The 16385-nt window shown below is 53.0% G+C and carries 15 protein-coding genes; 4 read left to right on the top strand and 11 right to left on the bottom strand.

Annotation, left to right across the window (positions count from 1 at the left end; translation table 11 throughout):
- Nucleotides 1–13 precede the first annotated feature (13 nt).
- The gene (gene mrtJ / locus Undi14_RS09505) at nucleotides 14–502 is read right to left on the bottom strand and encodes a JDVT-CTERM system glutamic-type intramembrane protease (protein ID WP_200179726.1); all 489 of its coding nucleotides are present in this window, start codon (nucleotides 500–502) and stop codon (nucleotides 14–16) included.
- On the opposite strand from mrtJ, the gene Undi14_RS09500 reads away from it, so the two are divergent.
- Genes Undi14_RS09500 through Undi14_RS09485 form a run of 4 tightly spaced genes read left to right on the top strand, consistent with a single transcriptional unit; the run spans nucleotide 501 to nucleotide 3647 of the window.
- Complete coding sequence (locus Undi14_RS09500) at nucleotides 501–1073, top strand: RNA polymerase sigma factor (protein ID WP_200179725.1); 573 nt, start codon at nucleotides 501–503, stop codon at nucleotides 1071–1073. The two genes, mrtJ and Undi14_RS09500, sit on opposite strands and share 2 nt — an antisense overlap.
- Nucleotides 1073–1711 (top strand): zf-HC2 domain-containing protein, encoded by a 639-nt coding sequence (locus Undi14_RS09495; RefSeq protein WP_200179724.1) that lies wholly within the window; start codon nucleotides 1073–1075, stop codon nucleotides 1709–1711. Before Undi14_RS09500 ends, Undi14_RS09495 begins: the two co-directional genes overlap by 1 nt.
- The gene (locus tag Undi14_RS09490) at nucleotides 1708–2979 is read left to right on the top strand and encodes a S8 family serine peptidase (RefSeq protein WP_234030503.1); all 1272 of its coding nucleotides are present in this window, start codon (nucleotides 1708–1710) and stop codon (nucleotides 2977–2979) included. Before Undi14_RS09495 ends, Undi14_RS09490 begins: the two co-directional genes overlap by 4 nt.
- The gene (locus Undi14_RS09485; RefSeq protein ID WP_200179723.1) at nucleotides 2931–3647 is read left to right on the top strand and encodes a TorF family putative porin; all 717 of its coding nucleotides are present in this window, start codon (nucleotides 2931–2933) and stop codon (nucleotides 3645–3647) included. The genes Undi14_RS09490 and Undi14_RS09485 overlap by 49 nt, the downstream gene beginning before the upstream one ends.
- Nucleotides 3648–3755: 108 nt before the next feature.
- On the opposite strand, the gene Undi14_RS09480 is transcribed toward Undi14_RS09485, so the two are convergent.
- The 10 genes from Undi14_RS09480 to Undi14_RS09435 all read right to left on the bottom strand — a co-directional run bounded on the left by Undi14_RS09480 (nucleotide 3756) and on the right by Undi14_RS09435 (nucleotide 16088).
- Nucleotides 3756–4214, bottom strand: coding sequence for a cache domain-containing protein (locus Undi14_RS09480; RefSeq protein WP_200179721.1), 459 nt, complete (start codon nucleotides 4212–4214; stop codon nucleotides 3756–3758).
- Nucleotides 4215–4692: 478 nt separating this feature from the next.
- Nucleotides 4693–6945: a xanthine dehydrogenase family protein molybdopterin-binding subunit gene (locus Undi14_RS09475; RefSeq protein WP_200179718.1), complete on the bottom strand. Its 2253-nt coding sequence runs from the start codon at nucleotides 6943–6945 to the stop codon at nucleotides 4693–4695.
- Between the two features lie 14 nt (nucleotides 6946–6959).
- The gene (locus Undi14_RS09470) at nucleotides 6960–7418 is read right to left on the bottom strand and encodes a (2Fe-2S)-binding protein (protein WP_200179716.1); all 459 of its coding nucleotides are present in this window, start codon (nucleotides 7416–7418) and stop codon (nucleotides 6960–6962) included.
- A 206-nt stretch (nucleotides 7419–7624) separates the two neighbouring features.
- A complete protein-coding gene (locus Undi14_RS09465; protein ID WP_200179714.1) occupies nucleotides 7625–8872 on the bottom strand; it encodes a phenylacetate--CoA ligase family protein in 1248 nt (415 codons plus the stop codon).
- Between the two features lie 71 nt (nucleotides 8873–8943).
- The gene (locus Undi14_RS09460) at nucleotides 8944–9786 is read right to left on the bottom strand and encodes an ABC transporter ATP-binding protein (protein WP_200179713.1); all 843 of its coding nucleotides are present in this window, start codon (nucleotides 9784–9786) and stop codon (nucleotides 8944–8946) included.
- A gap of 69 nt (nucleotides 9787–9855) precedes the next feature.
- Nucleotides 9856–11157: an ABC transporter substrate-binding protein gene (locus Undi14_RS09455; protein WP_200179712.1), complete on the bottom strand. Its 1302-nt coding sequence runs from the start codon at nucleotides 11155–11157 to the stop codon at nucleotides 9856–9858.
- A gap of 82 nt (nucleotides 11158–11239) precedes the next feature.
- On the bottom strand, nucleotides 11240–12298 hold the full coding sequence (locus Undi14_RS09450; RefSeq protein WP_190480240.1) for a branched-chain amino acid ABC transporter permease: 1059 nt from the start codon (nucleotides 12296–12298) through the stop codon (nucleotides 11240–11242).
- Between the two features lie 118 nt (nucleotides 12299–12416).
- Nucleotides 12417–13319 (bottom strand): branched-chain amino acid ABC transporter permease, encoded by a 903-nt coding sequence (locus tag Undi14_RS09445; protein WP_186884312.1) that lies wholly within the window; start codon nucleotides 13317–13319, stop codon nucleotides 12417–12419.
- A 24-nt stretch (nucleotides 13320–13343) separates the two neighbouring features.
- Nucleotides 13344–14132: an ABC transporter ATP-binding protein gene (locus Undi14_RS09440; protein ID WP_200179711.1), complete on the bottom strand. Its 789-nt coding sequence runs from the start codon at nucleotides 14130–14132 to the stop codon at nucleotides 13344–13346.
- Nucleotides 14133–14141: 9 nt separating this feature from the next.
- Nucleotides 14142–16088: a long-chain fatty acid--CoA ligase gene (locus Undi14_RS09435; RefSeq protein ID WP_200179710.1), complete on the bottom strand. Its 1947-nt coding sequence runs from the start codon at nucleotides 16086–16088 to the stop codon at nucleotides 14142–14144.
- Between the last annotated feature and the right edge of the window lie 297 nt (nucleotides 16089–16385).

Raw genomic sequence — 16385 nt, 5'->3', positions numbered from 1 at the left:
TTCTCCAATCAGTTTAAGAAACACAAACATCAATCACCAAGAGATTGCACAGGCCATGTATCAGCGCGCACAGCCGCCAGTCCCGCCAGCGCTGGTAAATCGCGCCGAACAACAAGCCCGGCCAGAACACCAGCATCGCTGCCATCAGTCCCGCACCTAAGTGCAGGGCGCTGAAGACAAGCGCGCAGACCAGCAGCGCTGGCAGTGCTGCTGTCCGTTGCAGCAACCACGCATGCAGACCCGCGCGCATGATCCATTCCTCCAGCAGCGGAGCTACGAGGACGAGGCGCACAACGGTGCCCACGTCAGGAAAGAGAAGTGCATAGCTGCAAAAGAAAGGTGGCGAAGCAAACACGTTGGTCGGGCAATCCGTTATTGTTGTGACGGTCAATACCCGCATCCGTGAAAATGGTTCAAAATTGCGGCAAAAAATTATTTTTTTATTTGATTTGAACTTTTCTCCCCCCGCCCGGTATAGACGTGCCAGAAGGAGAAATTGCATGCGGACAGGCAGGAGCGCTGGTGTGGCGGATGAATTGGATGAGAATGCGGTATTACGGCGGATATGCGGCGGGGATAAACTCGCCTTTCAGGTGCTGTATCGTGTTTATTTCTCCCGTCTGGCGCGTTTTCTGAACCGTCTGACACGCAATGTGCCGCTGATTGAAGAGATCATCAACGACACGATGCTGGTGGTCTGGCAGAAGGCCGCTACGTTTGACGGCAGTTGCAAGCCGTCGACCTGGATTTTTGCGATTGCCTACCGTCAGGGTCTGAAAGCCTTACGCGGACTGGATGAACCGCTGGAGCCACAGGAGGAGCCGTCAGGCGAAACAGGAAACGGGCCGGAACACGCGATGGTGGCGCATCAGTTGCGGCAGGGTGTGAGCCAGGCGATTGATCGCTTGCCAGTCGAGCAACGCGTTGTTGTCAGCCTGACCTATTACCACGGCATGGCCTATCAGGAGATCGCTGACACGATGGGGTGTCCGGTAAATACGGTGAAAACCCGCATGTTTCACGCGCGCCAGAAACTGAAGGATATGCTGTCTGATCATATGGAAGAAATGTAATGAGTACCCCAATCACAATGAGTGACGCAGAACATGAGGCACTGCAGGAATTGCTGCCCTGGTACGCATCCGGTGCGCTGAGCGAGGCGGATGCAGGTCGTGTGCAGGAACACCTGCGCCACTGCGCCGTCTGTCGCGAAGAACTCACCTGGCAGCGCAGTCTGCTGGCAACGGAGAGCCCTTTACCTGCCGGTCTCGATCCGGAACGTGCCCTGGCGCGGCTGATGCCGCAGCTGGATGTCGCCGCGACCGCGCAGCCGGTTCACTTGTTTGCCCGCCTGCAGCGCTGGTTGCAGACGACCCGCTGGCAGGGGTGGGCGTTGGCCGGGCAGTTTGCCGTCATTGTTTTGCTGGCAGTTCAACTCTTGCCGCATCACGAAACGCCCGTATATCAGGCGCTGGGACGTGGTGCCGCTGCCACGCCGGATGTGCTGGTCGTTTTCAGGCCGGATGCCCGCCTGCAGGATCTGCAGCGTATTTTGCAATTGCACGGGGCGCAGATTATCGGTGGACCAACCGTAACCGGCGCCTATATGCTGGAAGTCGAACCGGATCATCAGATGCCATTGCTGCAGGCATTACGCGCTGAGCGCTCAGTGGAAATGGCTGAATCGCTGACCGCCGGAAGCCAGCCATGATGCGCGTTCTGATGCTGGTGCTATGTCTGTTCTCCGGTGCAGCGATAGTCGCAAGCGGGCAGGATTTACCCCAAATTGTGTCGTTTGCTGACGTGAAAGCTGAGCCGCCAGCGGTGGAAAGCGCTGAGATACTGGTGATGTTGCATCTCCCTGCGCCACACTTCCGTGCAGATGCTTATGGCAGCCTGAATTATCGTGAAGATGCCGGGCATGCAGCGCGTAAGCGCATTGCGGCCGAACTGGCACAGGAATATCAGCTGGAGCTGATAGAAGGCTGGGCAATGCCGGTATTGAATGTGGATTGTTACCGCATGCGCCTGCCTCCCGAAAAAGCAGCGGCACCCGTATTGGATGCGTTGTTGCACGACCGTCGTGTCGAATGGGCGCAGTTGATACAGGGATTTGTCGCACAAGCGGCCAATGATCCCTTGTATCGTATGCAGCCTGCTGCTGCGCCCTGGCACCTGGATGAGGTGCATAAAGTCGCAACCGGGCGTAAGGTCAGGGTCGCCGTGGTTGACAGCGGTGTGGAGAGCCGCCACCCGGATCTCAGCGGGCAGGTGGCAGTGGAGGAAAATTTTGTCGATGAACAGCAACGTGTACCTGAACTGCATGGCACGGCCATCGCCGGTGTCATCGTTGCGCGTGCTGGTAACGGTATCGGTATCGAAGGCATTGCGCCGGATGCGCGACTGATGGCTTTGCGTGCATGCTGGCAGGCAGGCACGGCGACACGCTGCAACAGTTTCACACTGGCCAAGGCCTTGAATTATGCAGTGTCGAACGGTGCGCAGATCATTAATCTCAGTCTCTCAGGTCCACCGGATCGGTTATTGCAACAGTTGGTTGAAGTGGCGCAGGCACGTGGGATCCGCGTGGTCGGTGCGGTAGATCCGGCGCGGGCAGATGGTGGTTTTCCGGCCAATATGCCGGGTGTATTTGCAGTGGCATCGGATGGTGGCGCATCGCGCTATGGCTTGCACCCCTTACTGGCACCCGGTCGCGACATTCCTACCACGATGCCGGGTGGTCGCTGGGGAATGGTGACAGGGTCATCTTATGCGGCTGCGCATGTCACCGGTATGCTGGCGCTGCTGGAAGAGCTCAGGCCTCAGGTTCCGGCAGCCAGACTGCATGATGCGATTGTACTGAGTGAAGGCACGGCGTTGACGGGGATAGATCTTTGTGCAACCCTTATGCGTATTTCAGGAAAATGTTCATGCGCGTGTCAACCCAGTTCCGGCAGCCGATTCTCACGCTCACCCTGAGCATTCTGTTCTTCCTTTCAGTACCTGCCGCGCACGCACAGATCAGTGGCAGCGCCGGTATTCTTTCCAATTACATGTATCGCGGTGTCTCGCTCAGCGATGACAAAGCGGCCGTGCGTCTGGCGTTGAACTATGACGATACGGCTGGCTGGTTCGCTGGCGGACAAGTTGTGTCAGGTCAGCTTTCCACGGAAAACAGTCGTCACGCACAATGGACAGCTTACGCGGGCTATGCGCAGCGTCTGTCGTCTGGTCTGGCGTGGGAGACGGGCATGACTTCCTATTCTTTTCCTTCCAGCCCGAACTGGAATTTTCAGGAAATTTATGCAGGCCTGTCAGGTGAGGCGCTGAATGTGCGCCTGCATTATTCTCCCGATTATCTGGGATTTGGCGAGCGCACACTGTATGCCGAGATCAACAGCGGCTGGGCCTTGATGCAGCGCTGGCAGGCATTTCTGCATGGCGGCTATCTCTATTCCCGCGACAATGCGCGAAACAGTCTGAGCGAAGCACGCATGGGTATTGCGACTTCGTACTATGGCTGGCAGGCACAGGTTTCTCTCGATCTGACCCGACTGCATGGCGCAAGGAAATCCGAATTCTATGGGACAGCAAGCAGTGGCGAATGGCAACGCAAAATCGTCTTCTCGGTAGGCCGTTCCTTTTGATCCAACTTATCGCCGCTGCCGCAGTCTTTAATTTTTTCGTAGAGATGCATTTTGATTAAGCCGCAGATGAACGGTGTTGAATCGCATGGCATCGCTGGCACGGCAGATTTATTTATAGACACCGCAAGCAAAAACCAGATCGCCTGCTTTTTCATAATAAGTGGATTTCTGCTCGATGGCCTTGGTGGTTGGATTTGGCCACTTGTAATCAACCCAGCCTTTTCCTTTGGTTGCGACGCCGGCCAATACTTCTTCAACAAATGCCTTGTTATCGACATCGCGCAGGCTGCGTAAATCTTTGCCGACCAGACGTGCATTCGCACCGTGTGCCAGTGCTTTGCCATTCAGTTCAGTGACCCAGATATACAAATCCCGGTCGACGAAACTGCCTTTAGGATTATTGAATTCGGCCAGCGCTTTTTCCTGACCATTCGCCTTCAGATAGGCTATCGCTTTTATAACCAAGGCTTCCGCTTCCTGCTGCGTCCCATGTTCCGCCGCCATTACCGACTGGCTGATGAACAAAGAGAAAAAAGCAAAAGTAAAAAATTTCAATATTGCACGCATAAACTTGTCTCCGGTTTAGATATTTAAGATTTATTTTTTTTAAAAAATACTGAGCACGTTGCCAGACTTCAGCAGCTCAGATGCCTGTTCGTAATCGGCTTGCCAGGATTACCCACAAGGCAGGAATGATCTTACTTCAGGTGCTACGGCTGTCGCTCTGTTTTTGCATGTTAACGTCGCGTTTTCGCAAAGAAAAAGTATCTCAGGATTGAAATTTTTTCAGCGTGATGCTTTGGTCATCGTTGGAATCCCATACTCATTCCGCTACTGGCAGCGACAAACGGAAAAACCTGATCCAGAATCAAATTTCATAGTGGCCTACGTGAGATTTTTTCCGTCGTGGAATATTCGCCGAAAGTGATGTGAATAAATAGAAAAACGGCGCATCGCTGAGTTAGCCGATGCGCCGTTTTTTTGGGTAGAAATAAGAGCTGATACAGAGTGCTGTCGGCCCGGTTTATTTTTTTTGCCGGATGATTTATGCCAGTTTAAATGGCAATTCGCGTAAGCGTTTTCCATTCAGGCGTGCCAGCGCATTCGCAAACGCCGGGGCGAGTGCTGGCAAGCCGGGTTCACCCATGCCTTTTGGTGCGTCGGCGCTTGGCACGATATGCACCGCAACTTTTGGCATGTCGGTAATGCGTGGCACAACGTAGTCGCCGAAATTGCTTTGTTCGACCACGCCGTCTTTGAGTGTGATCGCCGCGCCTGGCAGGCACATCGATAAACCCATCAAGGCGCCACCTTGTACCTGTGCTTCCACACTCTTAGGGTTGACTGCCAGATTACAATGCACGCCAGCGGTGGCGGTCAGCAGTTTCGGCACGCCGTTTTTGATGGTGGCGGTGACAACATAGGCCACTACGGATTCAAAAGACTCATGCACGGCAACGCCCCACGCCTGACCTGCGGGCAGTTTCTTTTTGCCATAGCCAGATTTTTCCACCGCCATCTGCAGCGCTGCTTCATGACGCGGATGTTTGCCTGCCATGAGTTTCAGGCGATACGCGACCGGGTCTTGCTTTGTGGTGGCAGCGATTTCGTCGATCAGCGTTTCCATCACAAAGGCGGTGTGGGTTGAACCGACGCTGCGCCACCACAATACCGGCACATTCTGTTTAGGATGATGCACGGTCAGGCGCATTGGCATGGTGTACGGTTCTTTCATGCCTTCAACCGCAGTACCGTCGATACCGTCTTTGATCATCATGGATTCAAACAGGGTACCGGCAACAATCGATTGTCCGACGATCACATGATCCCAGCCGAGGATATTGCCGCTCGCATCAAAGCCCAGATGCGCGGTGTGCAGATGCATAGGACGGTAGTAGCCGCCTTTGACGTCGTCTTCGCGGCTCCATAAAGTGCGTACCGGCGCTGTCAGACCTGCGCTCTGTGCGGCCTTGGCAACCTGACAGGCTTCGCTGACGTAATCGCTGGTGGTGACGCCGCGACGCCCGAAACCACCGCCTGCCATCAGTGTGTGTACCAGCACTTTTTCAGGGGCGATGCCGAGTATTTTTGCCGCCGCCATGCCATCGAAACCCGGCATTTGCGTGCCTGTCCACACTTCAGCGCTATCGCCTTTGATCGCAACGGTGCAATTCAGCGGTTCCATCGGGGTGTGTGCCAGATAAGGGAACACGAACTCCGCTTTGATCTGATGCGGTGCGGTTGCCAGCGCAGAAATATCATCCTTGTATTTCTGATTGCCGGGTTGTTTCGCCAGTGCTTTGTAGCTCGCTAATTGCGCTACGCTGTCGACTTTTTCAACGGCGCTGGTATCCCATTCTATTTTCAACGCATCGCGGCCTTGCTTTGCCGGCCAGTAGCCATTCGCAATGATGGCAACGGATTCGCCACCACGGTCGCCAGGAATGCGCAGTACTGCCTGTACGCCTTTGATTGCTTTGGCGGCACTGTCATCGACGGATTTAATTTTTGCGCCGAATACCGGTGGGCGGGCGATCACGGCAGTCAGCATGCCTGGCAGATGCGCGTCGATACCGTAGTCTTGTGTGCCGGTGGATTTGGCTTTTGCATCCAGACGCCCGATCGGTTTGCCGATCAGTTTGAATTGTTTCGGATCTTTGAGCACCACGGTTTCCGGCACAGTTTGTTGCATCGCTGCTTCTGCGAGTTCGCCGTAACCGAGCTTTTTACCGCCAGGCCCGACGACGAAGCCATTTTCAGTGACTAAACCAGCGGCATCGACTTTCCATTGTGCTGCCGCGGCATTCACCAGCATGGCTTTGGTGCGGGCACCGAGTTCGCGATATTGAGTGTATGAGTGCTTGATGGAGTTAGAGCCGCCGGTCAGGTGAATGCCGTAGGCCGGGTCTGCATAAGCAGGGTTATTGGTGCCGTGTACGCTGCGGACTTTCGACCAGTCAGCGTCAAGTTCTTCAGCGAGTATCAATGGCAGGCCGGTTTGCACGCCCTGACCAAAATCGAGACGGTTAATGGTGACGGTGACGATACCATTTTTGTCTATGCTGACGAAAGCGCCAGGTTGTTGCGTCGGCTTTAATGCGCTGGCGGCCTGTGCCGTTGCATCTGTCTTATTGTCAGCCGCGCTTGCCAGCAAAGGGTAGCAACCCAGTGCGAAGCCGGAAGCACCGGCAATTTTCAGGAAAGTACGACGCGGCAAGTGTTCTGTTTGTGGCAGATTTTTTTCTGTAATTGCCAGTAGGTGTTTCGGCATGTCCAGATGATGAGATTCAAAATGCATGTTGGTTCTCCTGATTAAGCCAGCATGCTGGCAGCATCGTGAATCGCAGCGCGGATGCGCACATACGTGCCGCAGCGGCAGATATTGCCTGCCATTGCCGCATCGATGTCGGCATTAGCGGGTTTTTTATTGGTTTTGAGCAAAGCCGTGGCGCTCATGATCTGGCCGCTTTGGCAATAGCCACACTGAGCGACATCATGTTTGATCCATGCTGCCTGCACCGCTTTGCCGACTTTGTCGTTGCCTATGGCTTCAATCGTCGTGATTTTCTGTCCGGCGACCGCAGAAACCGGCGTCACACACGAGCGTGTCGCCTGGCCGTTGACGTGAACAGTACAGGCGCCGCACAGCGCCTGACCGCAACCGAATTTTGTACCGGTCAGACCCAGTGCGTCACGTAATGCCCACAATACGGGCGTGGATGGATCAACGTCCACCTGATGTTGTTTGCTATTGATATCGAGCGTCGTCATGGAATGGGTCTCCGGCCAGATGAGGGTAGGGAATATTAAAAACGGGCAAAAAAGCGTTCCGTGCGGATGCGCTTTGCCGTGCACTATAGGATATTTTGAACTTTTCTGCGCGGGAGCGAAAAAATGGGCGCTGTTCAGCGCCCAGTACAGGCGAACAATCAGTGTCGTGTGTCTTAAATTCTGCGTAATCAGCAGTTCAGAGCACCTCATTCATAGCGGCGTGTGTCGTCGATCACTTTGCCATCATTCGGCAAACTGCCCGCCGCTACAAACAGTACCTCGCCACGCAATTTGGTCACGTCGCGCAAACTGGCGATGATACTGGCGTGCAGTGCATCACTGCGGTCTGCCGTTTCGCAATGCAAGGTCATGACGTCATTCGCCATTTCACCGCTGACTACCAAACGCGCCTTTTGCACTTGCGGATGGCGTTTAACAACTTCCGCGATCTGCGACGGATGCACGAACATGCCTTTAACCTTGGTGGTCTGATCGGCGCGCCCCATCCAGCCTTTGATGCGTTGATTGGTGCGGCCGCAGGGTGAAATGCCGGGCAGTATTGCGGACATATCGCCGGTCGCGAAACGTATCAGCGGGTAATCCGGGTTGAACGAAGTCACGACAATTTCACCGACTTCGCCTTCAGCGACAGGATCGCCGGTGCCAGGCCGCACGATTTCGAGAATGATCTCTTCATCCAGCACCATGCCCGGATTGAGCACGCCATCCGTCATGGTTTCATAGGCGATATTGCCGATATCGGCGCTGGCATACATTTGTAAGACATGCGGCACGCCGTGATCTTTCAGCCATTGGCGCAATGAAGGCGGCAAAGCTTCTGCACCGACCAGCGCTTTTTTGATACTGGAAATATCGGCACCGCTATCGGCGGCTTTTTCCAGAATAATTTTTAAAAAACTCGGTGTGCCGATATACGCGTCCGGACGCAGTTCTGCCATTGCCTGCACCTGCATTTCCGTCTGGCCTATGCCCGCCGGAATCACGGTGCAGCCGAGCTTGACCGCGGCGCTTTCGACCATAAATGCCGCCGGGGTGAAATGATAGGAAAAACAATTCTGTATCAGATCACCGCTGCGCAAGCCCGCCGCATACATAGGTCGCGCAAAGCGCCACCAGTCCGGCGATTTTCCTTCAGGGTCAAAAATCGGTCCGGGGGACATAAAAATCCTGGCTAGTCCGCGCGGTGCGGTGGTCGTTAATCCACCGAATGGCAACTGTTGTTGCTGCAAGGTTTTGAGATCTGATTTGCGCGTCACCGGTAACTGCGCGAGTGCCTGCCGCGAGTTGATGTCATTTGCCGACACATCTTTCAGTATCGTTGCCCATCCTGCGGCAGTCTTTGCCTGTGCAATCAGTAATGGCAGCCGCTGCATCAGCGCCTGCTCGCGGCTGTGCGGGGTGCGGGTTTCCAGCGCGTCCAGATATTCAATCATGACGTTCTCTTCGTAATAGGAAAGGGGAGGCCGATGTTCTGCGATGTTTTACGATATGTTGTTGTGTACGGCTATGCGAGCCAGCGTTTGCGACGACGATAAAATTTCATGTCGCGGAAACTCTTGCGACCGGCACCGGACACACCGAGATAAAATTCTTTGACGTCTTCATTACTCGCGAGATCGCTGGCATCACCTTCCATCACGACGCGCCCGTTTTCGAGGATGTAACCGAAGTCGGCATAGCGCAGCGCGATATTGGTGTTTTGTTCGGCCAGTAAGAAGGAAACCTGTTCCTGCTGATTCAGGCTTTTGACGATTTCAAAGATTTCTTCCACCAGTTGCGGCGCAATACCCATCGATGGCTCGTCCAGCAAAATCATGCTGGGCTTGGCCATCAATGCCCGGCCTATCGCGCACATCTGCTGTTCGCCACCCGAGGTGTAGCCCGCTTGCGAATGACGGCGTTCACGCAGGCGCGGGAAGTAGTGATAGACCTTTTCCAGCTCGGCTTTCAGCTCTGTCCGGCTGAGCTTGCGCGTGTACGCGCCCGTCAGCAGATTTTCTTCCACGCTTAAATGACCGAAACAATGGCGTCCTTCCATCACTTGCGACAGGCCGCGTTTCACCAGTTCGTTCGGCGTCAGATGATCGACACGTTGCCCCTGAAACGTAATGTCGCCTTTGGTAATATCGCCACGTTCGTTTTTCAGCAAGGTGGAGATGGCTTTCAGCGTGGTCGATTTTCCGGCGCCATTCGCACCCAGCAGTGCAACGATTTTTCCTTGCGGCACCTGCAGGGAAATGCCTTTCAATACCAGAATCACGTGATCGTAGATCACTTCGATATTGTTGACGCTGAGATAGGCGGGGTTGTTGATTGCGCTCTCAGACGAAATGGAGTGTATGCTCATAATATGCCTGTATTGACGGTCGGCGTAACAGAGATATCCGTTGCCGGATATCTCCTGATTCAGGAAAAATTACTTCAGACAAGCCGGTGTGATTTTTTTCTCTGCGGCATATTTGTTCGAAGATTCTTCCAGCATCGCGCGGGTCAGCGCTTTATCACCGACGACCCAGTTCGGCGTGATGGCTTTCCACTTATCGCCTGTCCATTGCTGCACTTTGACCGCGCCTGAACCTTCATGGTCTTCACACGAGGTTTTCACTGGCGGGAACATACCAAGTGCACCAAGAGCTTTCTGACGTGCTTCGTCCACATTCAGATTTTCAAAGCCCCAGCGAATCTGCTCGGAAGTCATCTGCTTGCCTTTACCGTATTTTTCCTGGGCTTTCAGAATCGCTTCCGACCACAGGATAGCCGCAGTCACACCGCGCATGTGATAGACCGAGCCGATGCGGGATTTGTCGCTGAGATTACCTTTGCCAGCCGCATACACTTTATTGCGCAATTCATCGAGTACAGGATAATTGCCCGGCGTGTTAAAGGTCATCGAGGTGTAGCCTTTTGCTGCGTCGCCTGCAGGCACCGCATCTTCCTCAGAGCCCGCCCACCAGACGCCCAGCATTTTTTCACGCGAATAACCATTACGCTGCGCCGTTTTAATCGCGACCGCATTCATCACGCCCCAGCCCCACAGAATCACATAATCAGGATTGGCCTGACGGATTTGCAACCATTGCGATTGCTGCTCGTTGCCCGGATGTGCGACCGGGATTTTGATCAGCTCAAAGCCATATTGTTTGGCCTGGGCTTCGAGGACAGGAATTGGCTCTTTACCAAAAGCGGAATCGTGATACAGATGAACGATTTTTTTCCCTTTGAGTTTATCCAGACCGCCGGATTTATCACCCAGATATTTCGTCATCGCCGCAGCCTGATTCCAGTAGCTGGTGATCAGCGGGAAAATATACGGAAACACTTTGCCGTTAGCCGCATCGGAACGACCATAGCCCAGCGTTGTCATCGGAATTTTATCTTCGGCAACGCGATCCAGAATGCCGTAAGCAATGCCGGTGGACAGTGGCTCGACTAATGATGCGCCGCCCTGGGACTTTTTCAATCGTTCATAACATTCAACACCGCGCGAGGCATTGTATTCAGTCTCGCACTCTTCCCATGTGATCTTGACGCCATTGAGTCCGCCTTTAGCATTGATCAGATTGAAATAATCGATGACGCCGCCATAAAAGCCGGAGCCGCCCGCCGCATACGGGCCGACGCGGTATGAGAGCAGTGGAATGTACTGGTCATCTGCCTGTGCGACATTCACAGTACCTATCATTGCCGATGCCAGTAGTATTGATTTCATCAGTTTCATGTTGTCTCCTGTTGGTTGGATGGGTAGAACGACGCCTTCAGCATGGCGCTCTGTATTGATAAAAAACGACGACGGTAAAAACTTAATGCGGGAAAGGCCACAGTCTCAGTTTCTCTTTCGTGATCTGCCACAAACGTGCAAGGCCATGTGGTTCAACAATCAGGAAAAAAATAATCAGCGCGCCGAATACCATCAATTCGAGATTCGATGCGATATTGGTCGGTAGCGACAAAAAATGGGCGATCAGATTCAGAAACACCGGCAGTAAAACGATAAATGCTGAACCAAGAAACGAGCCGAGAATAGAGCCGACGCCGCCGATGATGATCATGAACAAAATGCGGAACGACAGATCGAGGTTATAGGCTTCCGGTTCGACCGTGCCCAGATAAGCATAGGCATATAAAGCACCCGCGATGCCGCAGTAAAACGAAGACACGGCAAACGCCAGCAGCTTGGTACGCATCAGCCGGAAGCCGATGACTTCTGCCGCCACGTCCATATCACGCACTGCCATCCACGAACGGCCAACATTTGAACGCACCATATTTTTTGCCAGTAATGCCATCACACAGACGATGCCTAATGTCAGCAGATATTTTTTGACTGGTGTGTTGAAGCTCATGCCCATGATCACAATTTCCTGCGCGGTGATCACACCGGAAGAACTGTAATTGGTGAACCATTGAATTTTTGTCAGACACCAGACCACAAAAAACTGCGTTGCCAACGTCGCAGCAGCCAGATAAAAACCACGTATGCGTAAAGATGGCAAACCAAAAGCAATGCCGACCATCGCTGCTGAAATGCCGCCGAGGACAAATGCCAGCAAGATAGGAATGCCAGGCACACGCAACATGAAATTGTAGGAAGCAAACGCACCGACTGCCATGAACGCAGCTGAACCCAGCGATAACTGTCCGGCATATCCGGTCAGAATATTCAGGCCCAATGCCGCCAGTGAAAAAATCAGAAACGGAATAAAGATCGCGGAAAAAGCGTAATCAGAGGCGAGCAATGGCACCACAAAAAAAGCCGCGCATAGCAACAGGGCAACGCCGATTCTGTCCTGACGTAATGGAAATATCTGGTTGTCTGCCTGATAGCTGGTTTTAAATTGTCCTGCTTCACGATAGAACATAGTGTTTCCTTAAGTCTTAATATAAGTCTTAGTATGAATCTTAGTATTCATGCGCCTTCCCAGCCATTTTTGTCTGGTAAGGCAGAATATGATTGGAGCTTGCTCAGAACAAGATTGTTTAAATCCTGCGTATGATTTTTTCGCCAAACAAACCTTCCGGCCGCACCAGCAAAAACAGCAATGCCAGCACATACGGGAACCAGCCCTCGATACCGCCACCGACCAGCGGGCCGATATACACTTCCGCCAGCTTTTCCGAGGCACCGATAATCAGTCCACCAACGATTGCGCCGGGAACCGAGGTGAAGCCGCCAAGAATCAGCACTGGCAAAGCTTTCAGCGCAACGAAGGTCAATGCAAACTGCACACCATTACGTGCACCCCACAGCAAACCCGCCACCAGTGCGACAAAACCGGCAACTGCCCAGACGATGCCCCAGATTTGTTGCAGGGGAATGCCGACCGCTAGTGCGGCCTGATGATCGTCAGCGACAGCCCGCAGCGCGCGCCCGATTTTTGTTTTGGAAAACAGCAGTGCCAGACCGGTGACGAGAATGGCGCAGATCAGTGCGGCAATCACATCGAACTGCGATACCAGAATATTGAATTTTTCCATCAGAAATTCGATGGGAACATCTTCGATCGGTAATGTCAGCTTGTGTGGTTGCGAACCCCACAGTAACTGCGCCAGCCCTTCGATGAAAAAAGTCAGACCTATGGTGGCCATGAACAGCGTGATCTCCGGCTGATTGACCAGTGGTCGCAAGACGATTCTTTCTATTGCCAGACCCAGGACGATCATCACTGCCATCGTCAGCGGTATGGCGACCCACATCGACAGATCAAATTTTTCACTGAGGCCGACGCAGGTCAGCGCAGCAAAAAACACCATCGCTCCTTGCGCGAAATTGAAGACGCCAGAGGCTTTGTAGATCAGCACAAAACCTAGCGCAACCAGTGCATACATCACGCCGGACAACAGACCACCGATGAGCACTTCAAAGAAAAAACTGAGATTCATTTTGTTTTCCTCAAGACGGTGGTGTCAGTGTGCAACGCCAAGATAGGCATTGATCACTTCCTGATTTTCCAGCACTTCTGCCGGTGTGCCGTCGCCGATTTTTTTACCGTAATCCAGCACGACAACCCGGTCAGAAATATCCATCACGACGCCCATGTCATGTTCGATCAAAACGATGGTGGTGCCGAGCTGATCATTCACATCAAGGATAAAGCGGCTCATGTCCTGTTTTTCCTCGACGTTCATGCCTGCCATCGGTTCATCCAGCAATAAAATTTCCGGTTCGGCGGCAAGCGCTCGACCGAGTTCAACCCGCTTTTGCAGACCGTAAGATAAGCGTCCTACCGGCGTTTTGCGGATGTGCTGAATTTCCAGAAAATCGATGATTTCTTCGACTTTTTCACGGTGGGCAATTTCTTCTTTGCGTGCAGGCCCGAGATACAGCGCCTGCATCAGAAAATTACATTTCATTTTCAGATTCCGCCCCGTCATGATGTTGTCGAGCACACTCATGCCTTTAAATAAGGCGATGTTCTGAAACGTGCGGGCGATGCCGCTTTTGGCGGCTGCATAGGTATTCATATCCTTGCGCTGGCGGCCACGATAGGTGATCTGTCCTTCCTGCGGCCGGTAGACGCCATTGATCACATTCAGCATCGAGCTTTTACCTGCACCGTTCGGGCCGATAATCGCGCGGATTTCGTGTTCTTTGACGTTAAACGAAATATTTGTCAGCGCTTTGACGCCACCGAACGACAAGGAAATGCCTTGCAAATCAAGAATGACTTCACCGGTTTTTCTGTTATTGGTCATTGCTGTTCCTCATGCCGCATGCTGCCGGGCAGCAAATGTTTTGACATCACTGATGTGCAGATCCGCACTGACAGTACCCTTGCGGCCATCTTCAAATTTGACTTGTGTTTCTATGTATTGCGAGCGTTTGGCTGAATACAGCGCTTCTATCAGTACGGCATATTTTTCTGAAATAAATTTGCGACGGACTTTGCGTGTACGTGTCAGTTCGTCGTCGTCAGGGTCGAGCTCTTTGTGCAGGATCAGGAAGCGATGAATCTGTGTGCCCGCCATCAGCGTTTCATTGGCCAGATCGGCATTCACTTTTTCTATGCATGACATGATGAGCTGATACGTCTCAGCTTTTGCGGCCAGATCGGTGTAACCGGAATAGGCGATGCCGCGTCGCTCTGTCCAGTTGCCAACGGCTTCCATATCAATGTTAATGAAGGCGCAGACATGGTCTCTGTCATGGCCGAAAGCGACGACTTCTTTAATGAAAGGGAAGAATTTGAGTTTGTTTTCGATGTAGTTAGGCGCAAAGATATCGCCGTTGGTGAGCTTGCCGACATCTGCTGCGCGGTCGATGATTTTCAGATGTCCTTCGGCATCAAAAATGCCGGCATCACCGGTATGGAAATAGCCCTGTTCATCGATGACTTCGGCGGTGGCATCCGGCCGTTTGTAGTAACCGGTCAGCATGGCGCTCGATTTCACCAGCACTTCACCATTGTCTGCCAGCGTCACTTCCACGCCGGGCGCAGCCTGGCCGACGCTGTCAAATTTGATGTTGCCATCCGGTTGCAGGCAAACGTAGGCACAGGTTTCGGTGGAGCCATACAACTGCTTCAGATTGATGCCGATGGAGCGATAGAAACGGAACAGATCAGGGCCAATCGCGGCACCAGCGGTATAAGCAACCCTGACGCGGGATAAACCGAGTACATTTTTCAGCGGCCCGTAAATCAGAAATTCGCCGACGCGGTAATTGAGTCTGGCTAACGCAGAAACCGGTTTGCCGTCGAGAATGTCGGAGCCATATTGGCGGGCGATTTCCATGTAATACTGGAACAGATGTTGTTTGATAGCGCCTGCATCTTCCATGCGTATCATGACGGTGGTCAGCATGTTTTCAAACACGCGTGGCGGTGCAAAATAATACGTAGGGCCGACTTCACGCAGATCGGTCAGCACGGTTTCGCTGGATTCCGGGCAGTTCACAGTAAAGCCGGTGACCAGCGCCTGCGCAAATGAAAACAAGTGATCGCCGACCCATGCCATCGGCAGATAGGAAAGTATATCTTCGTTGGCACTCAGGTGATCAAAGCCTGCACCGCCGACGGCGGCCGTCATGAATGAGCGATGACTCTGGCATACGCCTTTCGGCTTACCGGTGGTGCCTGAGGTGTACAGCATGACGGCAGTGTCTTCTGGCTGACCGAGTTCGATCTGATGCATGAAAAATTCAGGGTGGGTACGGTCGTACATGCGCCCGGCTTCCTGCAAGGCGGCGTAAGAACTCAGTTCGGGCTGGTGGTAATGCCGCATACCGCGTTCATCTTCAAAGCAGATGTGTTGTATGCCGGCATATTGTTGTTTGATGTCGAGTAATTTATCGACCTGTTCCTGATCTTCGACAATCGCAAAAACGATCTCGGCATTCTCAAGCACATACGCCATATCGGCAGCCGGCGCGTCTTGATACAAGGGCACAGGGATACCACCGAGACATTGCGCAGCCATCATCGCCCAGTAAAGACGCGGCCGGTTGTCGCCGATAATCGCGAGGTTCATGCCGCGCTGAAACCCTTGTGCGGCCAGACCGCAGGCGAGCGCGCGCACTTCGTCGTTGACCTGTTGCCAGTTCCAGGTTTGCCAGATGCCCAGATCTTTTTCACGGAACGCCGGCTGTTGCGGGCGCATTTTTCCATGTTCCAGCAATAATCTCGGGAACGTTGTGTTCTCTGTCTTTGTCATGTCTCCACCATCAGCCTTATTTGTATTGGCCTGTCTGGTCAGCTGTACGATACTTTGATCGTTTAAGCAGCCAGTATGATTGCTACTTTTTTTATGAGTTTCTGCACTACGTCTTACATCAGACTTACTGCAGGTGTTATCTGCGGCTATTGAAACTGTCTGGCATTGTCGATACCGGTCTGCGTATAGCAATCAACGGTGTTTAATTGGCTCGATTGCATGTCAGCTCGCTTACAATGTCTCCATCAGGACTAACGTCATTTATTCCAACAAGTCAGTGTGCAGTGTGGCAACGCG

The sequence above is a fragment of the Undibacterium sp. 14-3-2 genome (assembly GCF_016595265.1).
Lineage (GTDB): Bacteria > Pseudomonadota > Gammaproteobacteria > Burkholderiales > Burkholderiaceae_D > Undibacterium > Undibacterium aquatile.
Note: the sequence above shows the minus strand (reverse complement) of the source record. Positions and strands in the feature narration are given on the sequence as shown.

Excerpts from the sequence above, each read along its gene's own strand:
- Undi14_RS09445 (WP_186884312.1), bottom strand. The coding sequence starts at position 13,319 with ATGAATCTCAGTTTTTTCTTTGAAGTGCTCATCGGTGGTCTGTTGTCC.
- Undi14_RS09440 (WP_200179711.1), bottom strand. The coding sequence starts at position 14,132 with ATGACCAATAACAGAAAAACCGGTGAAGTCATTCTTGATTTGCAAGGC.
- Undi14_RS09470 (WP_200179716.1), bottom strand. The coding sequence starts at position 7,418 with ATGACGACGCTCGATATCAATAGCAAACAACATCAGGTGGACGTTGAT.
- Undi14_RS09475 (WP_200179718.1), bottom strand. The coding sequence starts at position 6,945 with ATGCATTTTGAATCTCATCATCTGGACATGCCGAAACACCTACTGGCA.
- Undi14_RS09490 (WP_234030503.1), top strand. The coding sequence starts at position 1,708 with ATGATGCGCGTTCTGATGCTGGTGCTATGTCTGTTCTCCGGTGCAGCG.
- mrtJ (WP_200179726.1), bottom strand. The coding sequence starts at position 502 with ATGCAATTTCTCCTTCTGGCACGTCTATACCGGGCGGGGGGAGAAAAG.
- Undi14_RS09465 (WP_200179714.1), bottom strand. The coding sequence starts at position 8,872 with ATGATTGAATATCTGGACGCGCTGGAAACCCGCACCCCGCACAGCCGC.
- Undi14_RS09500 (WP_200179725.1), top strand. The coding sequence starts at position 501 with ATGCGGACAGGCAGGAGCGCTGGTGTGGCGGATGAATTGGATGAGAAT.
- Undi14_RS09480 (WP_200179721.1), bottom strand. The coding sequence starts at position 4,214 with ATGCGTGCAATATTGAAATTTTTTACTTTTGCTTTTTTCTCTTTGTTC.
- Undi14_RS09435 (WP_200179710.1), bottom strand. The coding sequence starts at position 16,088 with ATGACAAAGACAGAGAACACAACGTTCCCGAGATTATTGCTGGAACAT.
- Undi14_RS09460 (WP_200179713.1), bottom strand. The coding sequence starts at position 9,786 with ATGAGCATACACTCCATTTCGTCTGAGAGCGCAATCAACAACCCCGCC.
- Undi14_RS09450 (WP_190480240.1), bottom strand. The coding sequence starts at position 12,298 with ATGTTCTATCGTGAAGCAGGACAATTTAAAACCAGCTATCAGGCAGAC.
- Undi14_RS09495 (WP_200179724.1), top strand. The coding sequence starts at position 1,073 with ATGAGTACCCCAATCACAATGAGTGACGCAGAACATGAGGCACTGCAG.
- Undi14_RS09455 (WP_200179712.1), bottom strand. The coding sequence starts at position 11,157 with ATGAAACTGATGAAATCAATACTACTGGCATCGGCAATGATAGGTACT.
- Undi14_RS09485 (WP_200179723.1), top strand. The coding sequence starts at position 2,931 with ATGCGCGTGTCAACCCAGTTCCGGCAGCCGATTCTCACGCTCACCCTG.